Origin of the sequence: Paenibacillus shirakamiensis (assembly GCF_017874255.1) — a bacterium.
GTDB lineage: Bacteria > Bacillota > Bacilli > Paenibacillales > Paenibacillaceae > Fontibacillus > Fontibacillus shirakamiensis.
Window position 1 is genome coordinate 422,381 of sequence record NZ_JAGGLD010000001.1, and the last position, 17,225, is coordinate 439,605.

Sequence of the window (17,225 nt, forward strand, 5' to 3'; positions counted from 1 at the left end):
ATTTAGACGTGAGAGAGGGAGGTGAGAAGTAGCCTTGAATTATCGACAGTTCGGGATAAGCGAGCAATTGGTAGAACGTATTAAGCTCAAGCTGAAGAACAAATCTGTGAAGGATCGTGTAAAAAAACTAGTGGAGGGCCTCTCTAAAGCTGATTTGCAGGACCCTTCCAAGGTGCAACGACTGGTCAAATCATCATCTACTATTCTTAGTGAGAAGCTCACGGGCGCGCAGGAGCAACAGCTTGTACAGTTTGTTGTAGCGCAGAAGATAGATCCTAAGAATACGCTACATCTGCTCAAACTGTGGGGAATGTTCCGATAAGGGGCACGGACAGAGTTTGCTTTATCAAGAAAGCTTGCCTTTACGGCAGGCTTCTTTTGGCATATACAGGCTTGTTTAGGCTTGCTATTTAAAGGAGAGTGAAGTATTGTACTTTTATATCGACGTAATAGTAGGTCTATACTAGGAGGATTCATGTGACCCCACGTACACGTGAGCAAAATGAACAGATTAGAAATCAGCGGATGAGTGAGATTATCAAGGCCGCAGCGGATTCCTATATAACAAAAGGTATTCGGATGGAGATCCGTGATGTCGCTCAGCAAGCTTCTTTGGGCTATGGGACAGTATATCATTATTATCCGCACAAATTTGAACTGTTGGAGGATGCTTGTCGGCAGGGATTTACGGATGCGCAAGAGATGATTACGCCTATACTCACTGCTACAACTGAAAATTCATATGATAAGCTAAAACTATATTGTACAGGTTTATTTCAGGCCTGGCCCGAACATTCGGTCATGTTTTTAAGTTTTAAATGCGCCTGCGAGGGATTTCATGAGCTTCCATCTAATGCATCGTCTCGGCTTAACGATGAATTTAGCAACCAAATTATACAACCTTTAGTCCAGGTCATCGGATTATTAACAGAAGCAGATCTGGCGGAGCAGGTTGCCCGTCTTCTTATTGGGGCGCTCGTAGGTTGCTATACGGTTACTCAATGTACGAAGAATAAAGACCAGCGTGTAATATCTCAGCAAAGCGAGCAGGCTATTGTGGATATTCTACTTGCACAGTTCAAACCAAAAGAGGAGCGTTCCTAGTGATTACACTGAAATCGAGACAAGAAATTGAGGATATGAAGACGGCAAATGATATTGTAGCCGACTGTCATCGGCAGATTGCTAAGTTTATTGCACCAGGCATTACTACACTAGAAATCAATGACTTTGTAGCTAAGCATATTATCAAACTGGGGGGAAAACAATTTACTAAGGGGTATAATGGGTATCCCGCAGAAACCTGTGCTTCCGTTAATGATGTTATTGCCCATGGCTTCCCAGATAGAACTCCTCTAAAAGTCGGAGATATTGCCAAAATTGATATTGTGGCTGAATATGGTGGATGGTTCGGGGATTCTGCATGGTGTTATGCTATTGGAGAGATTAGTGATGCAGCGAAGCATTTGATGCAAACTACGAAGGATTGCCTATATCTCGGCATTCAGCAAGCTGTGGATGGCAATAGACTCGGTGACGTAACCTCAGCCATTCAGCAGCATGCAGAGAAGAACGGATTCTCTGTTGTTCGGGATTTACTCGGACATGGAATCGGTCGTTCTCTTCATGAAGAGCCCACCTACGAACATGTAGGCACTGCGGGAAAAGGAGTTCGGCTAAAAGAAGGTATGGTATTCACAATTGAACCCATGATTAATGAGGGGACCTACTCAATTTCCATCGATGAAGATGGGTGGACAGCACGTACAACGGATGGGAAGCTTTCTGCTCAATATGAACATACCATTGCTATTACAGCCGACGGGCCTTTAATCCTTACAGAGCAGTAAATTCTGCATTCTCGAGCTAACCTAACTTCCGCACATTCCAGTAATAACCTGTTGTCAAAATGAATAGTAGTTCTTATGATGGCTATGATAAGAACAAATGTTCTGATTGCGGGTGAGCTGAATGAATAGTAAAGGTAAGCACTTTGGTAAGGTAACAATTCAAGCTAGGCTGGACACATTATGAAGACCATTCCTTTGCAGACTCAGGCGGAAGCTGAATGGGTCAAAGAGTATCTTCTTCTCCCGCTTCTCTTAGATATTTTGGAGCGGGATATTGTTCATATTTCTGAAGATACAGGGTTGTTCAAATTTCCTCAAATTTATATTCTTATGCTACATGACATTCAGAGACAAGTGATGCTAGATCTTACTACAGTTCGAAGACAATTACGTCAGAATGGACTAAAGGTATATGAGCAACACCGAACAGCTCTTGGCTTAGAAGCTTCTTATCTATGTCGCGGTTATGAGCATTCGTTCTCTATATTGTGGGGACTTGTTAAGGCTAATTTAGAGGAGCGGCTTTGTGGTTATATGGGAATTGATATTTCAGCACAACACTAAAGAAGAAATGTGGCAACTTTGATGAAAATCATTCAAATTTCACATGATTTCTGGTGTGGTTGTAGGTCTGTTGGTAGGGATGATGAGTGGTGTACTGTTTGCTGAGTTGGCTGGATTAAATAGACGATTGATTATGTCCGTTTTGCCGAAATCCATTACTACACCCGTAGCGATGCAGATTGCATCGGGATTAGGAGGATTCCCATCAATGACGGCGGTTGGTAGCGGGATTTACTTGGCCATTATAGGCCCTTCCATCTTACATAGGTTTGGAATTCACAGTAATTTGGGTAAGGGTGTGGCACTAGGAAGTGCCTCTCATGCTCTAGGGATTTTTAAGGCTTATGAGTTTGGGGAACTCAATGTCTCCATGGGTTCTGCTTCCATGACTTTGAGTGCTGTACTAGGATCTTTTATCGGGCCTTTGGTAGTGGTATGGCTTCACATTTGATGTGATTCTAATCGTCTTATGTTGGAGACAAAGGAACAGTTCCTTTGTCTTTTTGCTATAGGTTATTTAGGAGCTACTCCCATAAATTCTCTGGTATATAGAACGGCATTGTAGTATATAATAAAATAAGAATGTATGTTCGTATTATAGGCATCGTAGAATAAGTAGGGGAGGCGAGGAAAAGATGACCATACACAATACACGAACGATTTTTTTGGCGGATTGTCAGAGCTTTTATGCCAGTGTCGAGAAGGCAGACTATCCACAGTATAAGGATAGGCCCCTTGCTGTGGCCGGAGACCCCTCCAGGCGTTCGGGTATTATTCTGGCAGCTTGTCCTCTTGCCAAAGTTCATGGGGTAACTACTGCGGAAACCCTCGGTGAAGCGCTTAAGAAATGCCCCGATCTCGTCATTATGCGCCCGCGCATGCAGCACTATATTGATGTCTCCCTACAGATTACTCAAATTTACAAACAGTATACAGATTTAGTAGAGATCTTCTCTATTGACGAGCAGTTTCTAGATATGACTGGTAGCTTTGGAATATTCGGTAATGATCCTTATAGAATCGCTCAGGATATTCAGCAGAAAGTACTTAGAGAGACGGGCGTACGTGTACGTGTAGGTATGGGACCTAACAAAATATTAGCCAAGGCTGCGACGGACATATGGGCCAAAAAAAATGCGGATGGCTTGTTCATGCTAAGCGAGGACAAAATTAAGACACATCTTTGGCAGGAGCCCATTCACAAAATGTTTGGCGTAGGTTCAAGAATGAATCGGCATTTCTTGCAGTTAGGCATGGTTACGATTGGAGATGTAGCGAATACCCCTTTACCTAGGTTAAAGGAGAAGTTCCGAGCAAGGTTCGGCAAACAAAGTGATATTCACGCGGAGGTAATGTGGCGAACGGCGAACGGCGTAGATTCTTCCCCTGTGACCCCGGAGACCTTTCAGACTGCTCCCAAATCCGTAGGACACATGATGACACTCCCTAAGGATTACATTCATGAGGATGAGATTAATACCGTTCTACTTGAAATTACAGAAGAGGTATGCCGAGATTGTCGCCGTAAAGGGTATATGGGGCAGGTTGTCTCGGTTAGCTGTATGTGTAGTCCCTATGATGCGCCTACGCGATTCTCGAGGCAGATGAAGATTGCAGACCCAACCAATGATACCAATACAGTATTTAAGGCAGCTAAAGAATTGTTTTATCGGCACTGGGAACAAATGCCTGTCAGACAGATTGGCGTTATGCTCAGTAGTTTTGCAGAAGATGAGCAGTATCAACTCACATTGTTTGAGGATCAGGTTCGAATTCGTGCTCTGAATGAGGTGACAGATATTATTAAGGATCGGTTTGGGAGTGCGGCCATCGTACGAGCCTCTTCATTAACAGGTTCGGGGCAGGCCATGGAGAGAACTCAGAAAATTGGAGGCCATTACAAATAAACAGCAAGGAGCCATTTGTAATTTAAAGATGGCTTTTTTTTACTTTTTATGTTAGCGTTTTCATTATAGACAGGGCGCGATAAAATTTTTAGATAAGTTACGTCAACAAAAGTTAAAGCGCACTAACTTTTTGTTATTGATCTTTCATAAGTAGTTCACTTATACTAGGTAAAATCTAAGTTTAGTAGAGTGATCGCTTATTTAATGAGTCACTCACTATAGGTAAGTTAAAGCGCTTTAACTTTATGGAAGAAAGGGGCCAGCACAGTATGGCAGCAAGCAGAGTTAGGGAAACGAGGGCGTTTTATAGTTTTATCTCACCATGGTTAATAGGTTTCCTAGTACTCACACTATATCCTATTGGATCCTCACTGTATTACAGTTTTACAGACTATGATGTTATTCATAATCCCGTGTGGGTGGGCTTTGGGAATTTCAAAGAGTTATTTCAAGATGAGCAGTTCTGGAATTCCATCCGAGTCACACTGAAGTACACCTTCATTAGTGTTCCGTTAACTTTAATTTTATCTTTGTTACTAGCCATCTTAATTAATCAGAAGGTACTATTCAAAGGATTTTTCCGTACCGCTATTTATTTCCCAAGTATGATCTCTGGTGTGGCCATGTCCTTGTTATTCTTTTGGGTGTTTAATCCACAGGCTGGTCTTTTCAATTACGTGTTATCGTGGTTTGGAGTAGATCCTATTGCTTGGTTACTAGATGCAAGGTACGCCATGTGGGCTTTGATTATTATGTCATTTTGGGGACTGGGTACAGGGATGTTAATTTTCCTAGCGGGTTTGCAAGGGGTACCGCAATCCTTGATAGAGGCCGCACGGCTGGATGGGGCCGGACCGCTTAGAACGTTCTGGGCTGTAACTTTCCCGATGATTTCCCCCGTTTTTTTATTCCAGCTCATTATCGGCATCATCGACTCCTTTCAAGTCTTCACCCAGGCGTATACGGTCACTCAAGGGGGGCCGAGCTATTCTACTTGGTTCTACGTCTATAACATTTACATTAATGCGTTTAAGAACTTTCGTTATGGATACGCTTCCGCAATGGCGTGGCTCCTACTCGTGGCGGTCATGTTGGTTACTTACGGTATTATGAAATTCTCTAATCGATTTGTGTATTACGAAGGAGGGAAGAACTGATGGCGGATGTTCAACTGTCACCTCGTTCTGTGAAACGTGTTCGATCTTATACAAAGCCTTTGAGCATAAGCCGTGTGGTGGGGTTCTTGTTACTGCTTTTGGTAACCGTCATCATGTTGTCTCCATTGTGGTTCATGGTATCTACTTCCCTCAAAAATACAAAGGAAATGCTCATGTATCCTCCTACATTAATTCCGCATACTTTTGCCTGGGACAATTTTAGACAATTGTTCGTCAGTGAAGAGATTAAGTTCGGTCAACAGTATATGAATAGTATTATTGTGGGGGTATTTTCGGTGGTCGGTACGTTAATCTCATCCACCTTGGTTGCTTTTGGATTCGCACGGTATCGTACCAAAGCTAGTGGGCTGATGTTCATGCTTGTCCTTAGTACTTTAATGCTGCCCTATCCAGCGATTATGATTCCACAATTCTTGCTATTTACCAAATTGGGTCTGCATGATTCATTGCTGCCTTTAATTGTGCCGAATTTCTTCGGTTCCGCTTACATGATCTTCTTACTCCGGCAGTTCTTTTCTACAATACCGGATGAACTGTATGATGCAGGCCGCATTGATGGAAGCAGTGAGTTTCGCTTGTTCTGGAATTTGACGCTTCCTTTGGCAGGGCCAGCACTTTCTACGGTAGCTATCTTTACTTTTATCTGGAGCTGGAACGATTTGCTTGCCCCTGTTCTTTACTTGGATTCACAAGAGAACTTTACCTTACCCATTGGTATGGCATCAATGATGTCTTCCAAATTCAGATTGGCGCCGTGGAATCTATTAATGGCGGCTTCCATTCTTTCTTCCCTCCCTATCATTGCTCTGTTCGCCGTAGCGCAGCGCAGATTTGTGCAAGGGATTGTGCTTACCGGGATTAAGTAAATCCACATAGAGTTACACTATTTTATAATTGGAGGGTCAATATGAATAAAAAATGGTTGAGTTTATCCCTATGCTTCTCGTTGGTCACGGTGTTGGCTGGAACAGGATGTTCAAGTAGTAAAAGCGATAGCAATGCTTCAGGAGATATCGTAACGATAACCCATTATACGATTGATTCCCCAGACCGTACTTTTGTAGAAAAATTAATCCCTGATTTCGAAAAGAAACACCCCAATATTAAAATTAAAGTTACCAAAGCCCCTTATGAGCAATTCGATTCTAAGCTTCAATCTGCAATTGCAGCTAAAAATGCGCCTGATGTGACGTCGCAGTGGGGTTACGGCGGGTTCATGGAGTATTATAATAAAGGAATGTTAATGGATCTAACTCCTTACTTAACGGAGACAGGATTTAAGAACTCTGATTACAATATTCCTGATAATGTGATGGACATCTACAAAGTGAAAGGCAAAACGTATGGCGTACCCGTGAACAGTTATGTATCCTTAATGCTGTATAACAAGGATTTATTCGATAAAGCTAAGGTTGCTTATCCTCCAACAGATTATGAAGATAAGAGTTGGACTTTTGATAAAATGGTAGAGGATGCTAAGAAGTTAACTGTGGATTCAAAAAATATTGCTGAAGCTCAGTACGGTGTGGATTTTGGCTGGGGGGAGCGGGATCAGCGTCCTCAGTACTTCGGAGGGAATGTATACTCGGACGATACATGGACGAACGGCGGGAAGCCTTCCGAGATCAACCTGAACAAACCTGAAGTGATTGAGGCTTATAAGAAAATCTATGGCTTGATTTGGGACCAAAAAGTATCGCCAAGCCCTGCGTTTAGCAAATCGGTTGCTGGACAATTCGGAGACCCATTCCTTTCAGGGAAAATTGCCATGTCGGTTGTAGGTTCGTGGAGCCTAGCCGCTTCCAACAATTTTAATTTTAAAGTGGGTGTAGCCGCGGTACCCCAAGGGCCAAACCCTAAAGTTCGCAGCGTGCTGTATATCGATCCCTTGTTCGTTCTAAAAGATTCCAAGCATCCGAAGGAAGCGCTAGAATGGATTAAATATTTAGTATCCACAGACGTCCAAGAGAAGTCGATTGAGCTCTCTGGAGGTAACCCACCCGTCAATCAGAAAGCAGCGGAGAAATACTACGCGAACTTTAGTGGAATTGATCCTGCTCAAATCAAACAAGTCTATGAAGGTGCCTACAAGTACGGATTTGAATCCTACAATCATCTGATCGATAATTACTCCCAGATTAACGAATTGTTCATTAATGAACTTGCGGGCGTAGAGAATGGAGAGAAGAAGCCAGAAGAAGTACTGCCTGTCATTCAGGATAAATTAAAGAAATTACTGGATCGGGTAAATAAATAGAGTAGATTCAGATAGGAGTGCCATCTGTGTATGAAAGTCAGCATCTTTGATGTAGCCAAGAAATCTGGGCTATCTGTAGTAACGGTCTCAAGAGTGCTTAATAATGCCTCCACGGTAAGAGAGAAAAATAGAGAAAAGGTTCTTAAAGCTATGAAAGACTTGAATTATCAACCTAATGCTGCAGCACGAAGTCTGGCCCGCGGAAAGACGGGGATTATTGGTCTTACTTTGTCCACGCTTCATGACTCGTTCTTTGATGCAGTCGTCAAAGAGATTAGCGATGATCTTGCAGCACAGGGATATGTTCTAGCTTTGACTGTAATAACTGGGAAAGAAGAATCTATTCATCGATTAATGTTCGAAGAGGATCGAGTAGACGGGGTCATCTTATTATCACCGATGAATCAAGATGACTCTGTACGGGAACTCCAACAAAAAAATATTCCCTTTATCATTTTGGATCATCAACATCCCGAGACATCCGTGTCTTCTGTCATTGTGGATAATGTCAAAGGAGGATATGAGGCTACGCGGCATTTAATTGATCTAGGTCATCGTGACATCGCTCATATCACAGGCGGAGATTCTTATCTAAGCAGTAGAGAGCGTGAAAAAGGATTTAGATTAGCTATGAAAGATGCGAGCATCGAGCCTTTTGCAATTGAAAAAGGGCATTATGATGTGGCCTCAGGTCATCGTATTGCCATGAAATGGATGAATGAAGGGAAGATGCCCACAGCTGTATTTGCTTCTGATGACTATATTGCATTGGGTTTTATCGATGCTTGTAAAAATGTCGGGGTACGTGTACCTGAAGAAGTTTCTATCATTGGATTCGATGATCAGGTCATTGCTTCTGAGTTCACACCTCATCTAACGACGATGAAGCAGCCTGCTGAGCTTATGGCCCGTCATGGGGTAGAACTATTACTAAATGAATTGAAGGAAAATTCAGATGCAAGTCAGACATTGCTTCTAGATCCAGAGCTCATGGTTAGACAATCTACAGGGCGGCCGCCGGATACAGATAGCACGGAGATCGTAGGGTAGAGTTAGAACTATTGCTTGGGAGTGAAGAGAAGTTGAAATACTATTTAGGTGTGGATGCCGGTGGAAGTAAGACGAATACCCTTATTGTAAATAGTGAAGGACATATCGTTGGTCAGGGACGCAGCGGAAATGGCAACCATCAGGAGGGGTATGAGCAGGCTAAGGCTAATCTACAGTCTTCTGTGCAACAAGCTTTAGAAGAAGCAAAGCTCACTACCCGAGAGATCAATTATGCTTATTTTGGCCTAGCAGGTGCAGATCGTGAACCCGATTATAAGATTTTACGACCGATGATAGCGGAGTTCGGATTCCATAAGTATGACCTGAACTGTGACACGATCATTGCTTTAAGAGCAGGAACTCGGCAAACATATGGCGTAGTCTTGATCTGTGGGACAGGAACGAATAGTGCGGGAAGAAATGAACAGGGAGAGTTTTATCAGTGTGGTGGTTTCTCTTATATGTTAGGTGACTATGGCGGTGGGGCCGACTTATCTATAGCAGCCTTCCGTTCGGTTATCAGAGCATGGGACGGTAGAGGGAGAGCAACTTTGCTTACTTCTTACATGCTAGAGGATCTAGGATATCAAACGGTAGATGAAATGTTTGAAGATTATCTAGATCATCAGAAGACTCCCCCTCTTCACATAGCAAAGCTTGTATTTAAGGCTGCCGAAGAAGGCGATGATATTTCTCGTGAAATTTTGCATGAGCAAGGAAAAGAATTGGGCCGATCTGCGCGAGCCGTAATTGAACGGCTGCATATGCAAACGGATACATTTGATGTTGTACTAGCCGGAAGCATCGTAACCCGTGGAAAAGGAAGCTATATTTTAGATGAATTGAGAAAGGCTTTGCTTGAATATCCAGGAGCTACCCTTGTGAAACTGTCGATGGAGCCAGTTATTGGAGCTGTATGGTTGGCTATGGAAGCGGATGATGTAACCATTCAGCCTGTGTTATATGACCGACTAGAACACTTTGTATTTGAAGCTGAAGCCGTAGAAGCGAATAATGTATGGATTTGATTTAAAGGTATGAAAGAAGGCTGTCCAAGAAATTGGACAGCCTTCTTTCATTTATTGACGTTAGTGTGAAGCTACTTGGGAAGTTATCCACTGCGTAAGATCATTCGTAGTCTTCTGTAACTGTTCGGGGGCTGCAATCGTCGCCGTATGATCGCCCTTCTGGAATCCATAACTCCCAAACTGACTGTGATTTCCACCTTCTATTACGTCATAGGAGGTTGTGGCTGGTAAGTAGGCTTTAGCCTTCTCCCACGTAGTGGTACTTACTTCACCATCTCTGCTTCCTAGCATGGAGAGAACGGGGAGGTTGGCTTCTAGCAGGCTTCCCTTGGCATCAGGATAAGAAGCCAGGAAGAATACACCAGAGAGTTGTTTTGCATGGTCCGCGGCAAAGCGCGAAGCCATAACGCCTCCCAAAGAATGTCCTCCAATTACAAAAGATTGAGTCTTGTATTGGGTTAGAATGTCCTCTGCACGGTTGGCACCAAAGATCGCCAAGTTGAGCGGCATTTTGACGATAAAGGTACGATATCCACGCAGCGCTAATTGATGAGCAAGAGGAGCATAGCTCTGAGGCTTGACCAAAGCGCCCGGATATAAAATGACATTCATCCCGGAAATCGACTTAGGGGAAAAGGTAATCCAATTCTTCTCGTCTGTAACTGTGACCTCAGTCCCGGATTCCATTGCTTTTAAAGCGGTTGTATCCGGTTTATAGGGCTTTAAGTAGAGTAGTCCTGCGGCTAGAGCAATAATTACAACGATCACCACAATCTTCCACCATTTTAGCCTGAATCGTCTAGTCATATTGATCCCCTCCCTTAAAAATATACCCAACTTTTCCTTATTTGATCAGTTTAGACCTAATAAAAAAATGTCGATTAAACAGTTAATATGCAGAAAATTAAAACAGATGAAAAAATGCATATATAATTTATATGTTCACTAAATAAGATTTAAAGCAAAGTGGTTATATTGAACCTATGACAATAGGGAAAAAAGTAATTCATACAGGTGTAAGGTCCTCCTCTGCAAAGATACTAAAAACAGGTTAGTAACCAAATGGCCTATACTAGGTCCTCTGAACTCATTTGTAAAATAAAAGTATTTTCAAAAACGTTGATTTAACGGGGAATTATAGACTTTTCATCTGTGACTTTGGTATCAATTCTGTAACTTATATGGAAATCGTTGTGTAAAAATGGAACTTCGATATATTGTTATCGTCTATAATAGAGAGAGAACACGACAGAAGATGTCAAAGCCGTGTCAAATGGGGCCGCGGCACGCCTGATAATGAAAATCAATCAGCCCAGTTACAAACTTTTTTCAAAGAAAAGGTGGTTTCTGACCGGAAAGGGCTATATATCAAGAATGTATGAATGTAAGAAGTTTGCATGTAAGTTTCATGAAAGTCCCGAAAAAAAATGCTTCCATCCGCCTAGTTACATTATGTGCCGACTTGGTTAATCATATAGGTATGCCAGGGAAGCGGAGGAAGTGGGACACATACTATGAACGCCTGCATACCAAAAATAGCGAGGTGAAGGGATTTTAAATCGATGTCAAAGTTAGCGCGAAAGAAACTAATTCTATGGATTACGATTGGAATCATTCTTATCGGAGGGATAACCTCCCTAGTATTTCTGTATCTTCCTCCATCCCACAAGAGCATTGCTGGCACAGACGGAACCAAAATGAAGTTTCAGACTTCAGGGGACAAATTTTTGAGATATGACGGAAATGGAAACTGGAAAGAAATTTTTGTAAAAGGTGTTAATTTAGGCGCTACAGTGCCTGGATATTTCCCGGGTGAGTTTCCAGCGACGGAAGAGGATTACTTACGCTGGTTTAAGCAAATTCATGAAATGGGTGCCAATGTAATTCGTGTATATACTATCCACAATCCAGTTTTTTATAAGTCTCTGGTTAAATACAACCGGGATAAGGGTGAGAATCCCCTGTATTTCATTCAGGGAGTCTACTCCCAGGAAGACCAGCTAATAGAGACCAAAGATGCTTTAGGTGGCGGCATACCAAAATCATTTGAGCAAGACATCGATAAAGCCGTCAAGGCTGTATATGGAGATCTAGATATTCCCGTCAATGCCGGGTTTGCTGGAGGGAAATATACAGCAAATGCTGGCCAGTATTTGATGGCTTGGCACATTGGGACCGAGTGGGACCCTGAAATGGTGGAGAACACCAACAAAGTGCATGCGGGGTTACCGCCGTATTTAGGTAAGTACTTTAGTGCGACGGCCCAAGCTTCTCCGTTCGAGAGTTTCTTGGCTACGATGCTGGATTACGCAGCAACTAAAGAACATGAATATGGTTGGGAACATCCAGCCACCTTCACGAACTGGGTAACGACGGATGTCATTAAACATCCAGGAGAGCCACTATTCCAAGAGGATATGGTCAGTGTCGATGCTACTCATGTGAAAGCAGTGAGCTGGGAAGCTGGTTATTTTGCCGCTTATCACGTGTATCCATATTATCCAGACTTCTTCCATTTGGACAAGTCGTTCCAGACAATACCTGATGGAAAAGGCGGGTTTAACACGTATAAGGCGTATCTAAGAAAGTTAAAAGCGTATTACAAAGACCTGCCGATCATGGTCACAGAATATGGGGTACCTTCAAGTATTGGTGTATCTCATATTGGACCAAGTGGTCGCAATCAAGGCGGACACAGTGAAGCAGAGCAAGGAAAGATCGATGCATCGCTTACCCAAGATATTTATGATGAAGGGTATGCGGGCTCAATTCTCTTCATGTGGCAAGATGAATGGTTCAAGAAAACATGGAACACGATGAGACTTGAGACACCTGCAGATCGCCGTTCGTTCTGGCTGAATGTGTTAACGAATGAAAAGCAATTCGGACTTGTAGCTATGGGATCCGGCAAATCAGATCAGATTATCATTGATGGCAAGTTGGATGATTGGAGCAAACTGCCGGCAGATCAAGTCAAACAATGGGCAAAAGTGGCTCCAGGAATTAAGAACATGCGTGTTACGCACGATGAAGCTTATGTATACATTGGACTTGATCTGGATAAGACATTTGATCCCAATCAATCTCAAATTTACTTAGGTTCTGATACGCAGTCTGGCGGGGATCAACCGAAGATAGAATGGCCAAATCAGACGTTGAGTGATGGTCTCGAAGATCTTATCGTTATTGGTAAAGATGAGGAGACGCAGGTTAAAGCTGCTCCATCCTATGATTTCCATCGTCGCCTATATGGTGATTATGGATACTGGATGTTACCGAAAGCTACAGCAAAGGACAAAGTTGAGTTCCAGCCTTGGAAGCTTGCAGTTAGTTTATCTATGACACCACCGGATACACGTTCAGCGCATCCTTTCCAAGATGCTGTAGTAGGAGCATTGAAGCGAGGAACTACGAATCGTAGTAGTGCAGATTTTGACTCTCTAACTTCATGGCAGTACAGCGGCAATCAAATCGAACTGCGTATACCATGGATGTTACTTGGTTTCTCAGATCCAAGTTCGAAGCAAGTCATCGATTATTCCGCTTTGAAGACAGGAAGAACCTTTACCACTACAAAAACCGAAGGAATCACATTTGTACCATGGATTGTTGATCGGAAGACCAAGAAAGTGGAATCTTCAAATCCTAATAAAGCTACATTGGATATGAAGAAACAACCCCAATATACATGGAATCCTTGGGAAAGTGTCAAATATACGGAGCATTTAAAAGCCGGATATTATGATATGAAAGATATTTATGCAAAATTAAAGAAATAAAAAAAACAAGAATTGAAGGAGGTCTCACTGCATTATGTTTTCACATGTCACCGTGGCGATTTACTTCGTATACGTTTGCCTCGGCTTGATTGGATTGGGAATTGCCCTCCTGTTCTATATGAAACTCAAGCATCTGAGTACACTCAAAAAGACGGAATATTATCAGCGTAAGCATCAGGACTATTTTAAATACTTGCAGACACAATTGTATGAGGATCAAGAATTACCACTACCCCCAGGTAAACTGGTACCTTTAGAAAAAAGAATCATTCAAGACAAGCTTATGGAATGGATTGAACAATTTAAAGGTGAGGTACGCACTCGGGTCATTGAATTATGCTACAAAGCTGGATTTGTAGATGATGAAATGGAGAAGCTGGATAGTCTGTATTTCAGCCGACGAGTTGAAGCATCGTATCGATTAGGTATGATGCGTGCAACCGAAGCAACACCAAGATTGTTGGACATGCTCAGAAAACAGCGATATAGTCCTGTAACTACCATTATCGGTCGAGCTGTATCCAAAACAGCAGATCAAGAAAGTCAACTCATGGAAATGCTTGGTTATATGTTGAAGCATGGCAAATCTATTCATAATCTAGCAGCAGATGTGCTGCTAGAGACAAGGCTAGATTCTAGTAAGATTCTACTTCAACTATTAGATCATGAGAATCCAGATTTCGTTAAAGTAGCTTTGGTAGCCATGTGGGGCCAAGCTGTTCCAGAAGTTATACCTGCGCTCAACCGACTTAGTGTGGATGCAGATGAACAGGATGTTAGAGCCGAAGCAGTTAAGCTATACCTCAGTTCTAACCCTGTATTAAGGGATGACACGATCAAACAATTGATGTCAGATAGCAATTGGGAAGTTAGAGCTGCTGTCGCCAAATCTCTAGGCAATATGCATGCGGCAGGAAGTATTCCACTGCTGCGAAGAGCTATGCAAGATGAGAATTGGTGGGTCCGTAACAATAGTGCGGAAAGCTTAGCGCAGCTAGGTGAGACTGGTTTTGAACTTTTGTGCGAGACCGCTCAACGGGGCTCAGGCTTAGAACGTGAGACCGCATTGTTCCATATTGAGAAAGTTATGAGTGAAGGTTCGGATCATAGAGCTCTAGATCAGATGGTCACCTTCAATAAAAAACGCTTAATTTATGATAGGTACTTCGGCGTGATTGAGACGTCTAAGCCTGTACGTAAAGTTGCAGCAGTTGGAGGAGATTACTCTGCTTAGAGACATATTGCTGATCTACGGATTATTCGCCATTTACTACGTGATGTCAGTAAATGTGATTTACTTCTCAGTATTGGCGTTATCTTTCAAAAATATTTGGACGGTCTATCGCAGATCGGTATTCTCCAAATTTAATACTTTAGCCGGATCCGATTTAGTCCCTTCAGTATCTTTGTTAGTCCCGGCTTATAATGAGGAAGTCACAATTATTGAGAATGTACGATGTCTGATGACCCTGAACTATCCGAATTATGAGGTTATTGTAATTAATGATGGTTCAAGCGATGATACTTTGGAGGTTCTCACAACTGAATTTAATTTGACCAAATTGACGAATCCAGAGATGCGAAACTCTATCGACTGTACGGCAGTCACTGGGGTTTTCTATAATCCTGAGTTTCCCAATCTGTATGTAATTGATAAAGGAAATGGCGGTAAAGCCGATTCTTTGAATGCTGGAATCAATTTGTCTCATTACCCTTTGATCTCCTCCATTGATGCGGACTCTTTGCTAGAGAAAGATGCATTGATTCGTATGGCCCGTCAATACATGGAGAACCCAGAAGAAACCGTAGCGATTGGCGGGGATGTACGCATTGCAAATGGTTGCCTCATTGAAAATGGTCAGGTCAAAGACTTCTCTTTACCTAACAAAATGTGGCCCATGTTCCAAGCCATCGAATACCTCAAAGCATTTCTTGGCGGACGAATTGGTTGGAGTTCCATTAATGGACTGATTATTGTCTCCGGAGCTTTTGGACTGTTCCGTAAGGATTATGTAATCGCCGTTGGGGGATACCGAGGCGGTTATCCAGGGGAAGACATGAATATCATTATCAAATTGCATCGGTATATGCTTGAAAATAAGCTAAAATATCGGATTGCATTCTGTCCTGAAGCTGTATGTTGGACTCAGGCGCCTGAATCCTACAGAATTTTGGCTAGTCAGCGGCAACGTTGGGGTCGGGGAAATCTTAAGAACATGATTGAGAACTATGACATGGCTTTCAATCCTAAGTATAAAGTGATGGGCCTTATGACCATGCCTTATAACATCATTTTTGAAGCACTGAATCCCTATTTTAAAATTACGGGCCTTATCGCGTTAGTAGGATATGTAATGCTCGACATGACCCAATGGAAGATTCTACTTGTCTTTGGACTTATTAATTTCTTGAGTGGGTATCTATTCAGTATAGGGGCCTTAATTCTTGAAGAAATAGCTTTCAAACGGTTCATCAAGATTTCTGATTTATGGAAGATGTTGTTTTACGGCGCAGCTAAATTTTTTGGATATTCCCAGCTAGGTACACTCTGGCGGATACAGGGACATATTCAGTTCCTTCGTAATAATAATTCCTGGGGTGCCATGACAAGGCAAAGCTGGAAGGAGAAAAGCGATACTGCCAAGAGTGCTTAAATTGGTGTAGAGTAGCGCTTCCCCCTTCGGGAAGGATGTGATGCTGATAGCCAATACAATCATAGTAACGATAAAGAAAGGTGGGAATTGAAATGCCTAATTCGGCAACGCTCCAGACGAGTATTCATGAGAATCTATACCAAAGTATTGAGGAATGGGTAAAAGAAACCAAGCCTAGCGTATACGGCATTTTATTCTTATACGCTTCTGCAGGACCTACCAATTTGGATGCACAGGTTCGACGCATATTGGAATCACAGCCTAATCTAGACTTTGAAGTTTGGAGTGATGGCGAGGCGAATAGACAGGTGGTTCTGTTACCAGAACTTACGCTTGATAGTGTTCATTTCCAAGGTTTGTTATTAAAACAGCGTTTGTTGGAGGTGCTTCCGAATCTTGATCTGCGGATTACACTTGCAAGCTTTCCAGAACAAGGGGAAGCTTCACAGGCGGTATTAAAACAAATGTCGGACTCTGTGATGAAAAGCGAAGCTTCGGATATTCATATTTTTACAAAAGAAGAGGCGGAAGCTGCAAAGAATCGTATTCTTATCGTGGATAATGATGCTACCATCCGCGAGTTCTTGCAGATTCGATTTGAATTGCAGGGATATGAGACGTATGAAGCGGATAATGGCCTGGTGGCTTTGGATTTAATCGAAAAATTAAAGCCAGACCTCGTGTTGACCGAATTAAATCTCTACGGTATTGACGGACTGCCTTACATTCATCATATTCAGCAAATTCATAACAATCAAGCACCCAAAATCGTAGTGCTTACTGAACAAAAAGTGGAGCAAACCATTAGTCAGTGTTTTGAAAGAGGCGTCGACGATTACATTACCAAACCGTTCTCCCCTGTAGAACTAGATGCAAGAATTCGTCGCTGCATTCAGTAGTCGGAATTAAGGTCAAGGAATTCTAGAACGTAATTAAATAGATATTTGGAGGCTGAGAG

General features: G+C 42.4%; 15 protein-coding genes and 1 pseudogene. 15 read left to right on the forward strand and 1 reads right to left on the reverse strand.

Annotated features, from left to right (window positions below; translation table 11 throughout):
* The first annotated feature begins 34 nt into the window (after nucleotides 1–34).
* The 11 genes and pseudogenes from J2Z69_RS01905 to J2Z69_RS01955 all read left to right on the forward strand — a co-directional run bounded on the left by J2Z69_RS01905 (nucleotide 35) and on the right by J2Z69_RS01955 (nucleotide 9,834).
* The gene (locus J2Z69_RS01905; RefSeq protein WP_209858663.1) at nucleotides 35–322 is read left to right on the forward strand and encodes a stage VI sporulation protein F; all 288 of its coding nucleotides are present in this window, start codon (nucleotides 35–37) and stop codon (nucleotides 320–322) included.
* Nucleotides 323–477: 155 nt separating this feature from the next.
* Nucleotides 478–1,104, forward strand: a complete 627-nt coding sequence (locus J2Z69_RS01910; protein WP_209858664.1) for a TetR/AcrR family transcriptional regulator — start codon at nucleotides 478–480, stop codon at nucleotides 1,102–1,104.
* On the forward strand, nucleotides 1,104–1,850 hold the full coding sequence (map, locus tag J2Z69_RS01915) for a type I methionyl aminopeptidase (protein ID WP_209858666.1): 747 nt from the start codon (nucleotides 1,104–1,106) through the stop codon (nucleotides 1,848–1,850). The genes J2Z69_RS01910 and map overlap by 1 nt, the downstream gene beginning before the upstream one ends.
* 180 nt (nucleotides 1,851–2,030) lie before the next feature.
* Nucleotides 2,031–2,414 (forward strand): YhjD family protein, encoded by a 384-nt coding sequence (locus J2Z69_RS01920; protein WP_209858667.1) that lies wholly within the window; start codon nucleotides 2,031–2,033, stop codon nucleotides 2,412–2,414.
* Nucleotides 2,415–2,457: 43 nt separating this feature from the next.
* Nucleotides 2,458–2,865, forward strand: a pseudogene (locus tag J2Z69_RS01925) (LrgB family protein); the annotation flags it as partial.
* Between the two features lie 184 nt (nucleotides 2,866–3,049).
* A complete protein-coding gene (locus J2Z69_RS01930; protein WP_209858669.1) occupies nucleotides 3,050–4,321 on the forward strand; it encodes a DNA polymerase IV in 1,272 nt (423 codons plus the stop codon).
* 269 nt (nucleotides 4,322–4,590) lie between these two features.
* Nucleotides 4,591–5,478 carry a carbohydrate ABC transporter permease gene (locus J2Z69_RS01935; protein WP_209858670.1) on the forward strand — a complete coding sequence of 296 codons (888 nt, stop codon included), beginning with the start codon at nucleotides 4,591–4,593 and terminating at the stop codon, nucleotides 5,476–5,478.
* Complete coding sequence (locus tag J2Z69_RS01940; protein ID WP_209858672.1) at nucleotides 5,478–6,365, forward strand: carbohydrate ABC transporter permease; 888 nt, start codon at nucleotides 5,478–5,480, stop codon at nucleotides 6,363–6,365. The genes J2Z69_RS01935 and J2Z69_RS01940 overlap by 1 nt, the downstream gene beginning before the upstream one ends.
* A 41-nt stretch (nucleotides 6,366–6,406) precedes the next feature.
* Complete coding sequence (locus J2Z69_RS01945) at nucleotides 6,407–7,756, forward strand: ABC transporter substrate-binding protein (protein WP_209858673.1); 1,350 nt, start codon at nucleotides 6,407–6,409, stop codon at nucleotides 7,754–7,756.
* A gap of 30 nt (nucleotides 7,757–7,786) precedes the next feature.
* Entirely contained in the window at nucleotides 7,787–8,806 is a 1,020-nt protein-coding gene (locus tag J2Z69_RS01950; protein ID WP_209858674.1) for a LacI family DNA-binding transcriptional regulator, read from the forward strand.
* A 32-nt stretch (nucleotides 8,807–8,838) separates the two neighbouring features.
* Nucleotides 8,839–9,834 carry an N-acetylglucosamine kinase gene (locus tag J2Z69_RS01955; RefSeq protein ID WP_209858675.1) on the forward strand — a complete coding sequence of 332 codons (996 nt, stop codon included), beginning with the start codon at nucleotides 8,839–8,841 and terminating at the stop codon, nucleotides 9,832–9,834.
* Between the two features lie 60 nt (nucleotides 9,835–9,894).
* On the opposite strand, the gene J2Z69_RS01960 is transcribed toward J2Z69_RS01955, so the two are convergent.
* Entirely contained in the window at nucleotides 9,895–10,641 is a 747-nt protein-coding gene (locus J2Z69_RS01960; protein WP_209858676.1) for an alpha/beta hydrolase, read from the reverse strand.
* 755 nt (nucleotides 10,642–11,396) lie between these two features.
* Between J2Z69_RS01960 and J2Z69_RS01965 the strand changes: the two genes are divergently transcribed.
* From J2Z69_RS01965 to J2Z69_RS01980, 4 genes are all read left to right on the forward strand, one after another.
* Nucleotides 11,397–13,613 (forward strand): hypothetical protein, encoded by a 2,217-nt coding sequence (locus J2Z69_RS01965; protein ID WP_209858677.1) that lies wholly within the window; start codon nucleotides 11,397–11,399, stop codon nucleotides 13,611–13,613.
* A gap of 34 nt (nucleotides 13,614–13,647) precedes the next feature.
* Nucleotides 13,648–14,847: a HEAT repeat domain-containing protein gene (locus tag J2Z69_RS01970; protein WP_209858679.1), complete on the forward strand. Its 1,200-nt coding sequence runs from the start codon at nucleotides 13,648–13,650 to the stop codon at nucleotides 14,845–14,847.
* A gap of 43 nt (nucleotides 14,848–14,890) precedes the next feature.
* The gene (locus J2Z69_RS01975; RefSeq protein ID WP_209860428.1) at nucleotides 14,891–16,267 is read left to right on the forward strand and encodes a glycosyltransferase family 2 protein; all 1,377 of its coding nucleotides are present in this window, start codon (nucleotides 14,891–14,893) and stop codon (nucleotides 16,265–16,267) included.
* Nucleotides 16,268–16,359: 92 nt separating this feature from the next.
* Nucleotides 16,360–17,166, forward strand: coding sequence for a response regulator transcription factor (locus J2Z69_RS01980; RefSeq protein ID WP_209858681.1), 807 nt, complete (start codon nucleotides 16,360–16,362; stop codon nucleotides 17,164–17,166).
* The last annotated feature ends 59 nt before the right edge of the window (nucleotides 17,167–17,225 follow it).

What these genes read in the sequence shown, in the direction of transcription:
- J2Z69_RS01920 (WP_209858667.1), top strand. Translation starts at nt 2,031, where the DNA reads ATGAAGACCATTCCTTTGCAGACTCAGGCGGAAGCTGAATGGGTCAAA.
- J2Z69_RS01930 (WP_209858669.1), top strand. Translation starts at nt 3,050, where the DNA reads ATGACCATACACAATACACGAACGATTTTTTTGGCGGATTGTCAGAGC.
- J2Z69_RS01935 (WP_209858670.1), top strand. Translation starts at nt 4,591, where the DNA reads ATGGCAGCAAGCAGAGTTAGGGAAACGAGGGCGTTTTATAGTTTTATC.
- J2Z69_RS01940 (WP_209858672.1), top strand. Translation starts at nt 5,478, where the DNA reads ATGGCGGATGTTCAACTGTCACCTCGTTCTGTGAAACGTGTTCGATCT.
- J2Z69_RS01945 (WP_209858673.1), top strand. Translation starts at nt 6,407, where the DNA reads ATGAATAAAAAATGGTTGAGTTTATCCCTATGCTTCTCGTTGGTCACG.
- J2Z69_RS01950 (WP_209858674.1), top strand. Translation starts at nt 7,787, where the DNA reads ATGAAAGTCAGCATCTTTGATGTAGCCAAGAAATCTGGGCTATCTGTA.
- J2Z69_RS01960 (WP_209858676.1), bottom strand. Translation starts at nt 10,641, where the DNA reads ATGACTAGACGATTCAGGCTAAAATGGTGGAAGATTGTGGTGATCGTT.
- J2Z69_RS01965 (WP_209858677.1), top strand. Translation starts at nt 11,397, where the DNA reads ATGTCAAAGTTAGCGCGAAAGAAACTAATTCTATGGATTACGATTGGA.
- J2Z69_RS01970 (WP_209858679.1), top strand. Translation starts at nt 13,648, where the DNA reads ATGTTTTCACATGTCACCGTGGCGATTTACTTCGTATACGTTTGCCTC.
- J2Z69_RS01975 (WP_209860428.1), top strand. Translation starts at nt 14,891, where the DNA reads ATGTCAGTAAATGTGATTTACTTCTCAGTATTGGCGTTATCTTTCAAA.
- J2Z69_RS01980 (WP_209858681.1), top strand. Translation starts at nt 16,360, where the DNA reads ATGCCTAATTCGGCAACGCTCCAGACGAGTATTCATGAGAATCTATAC.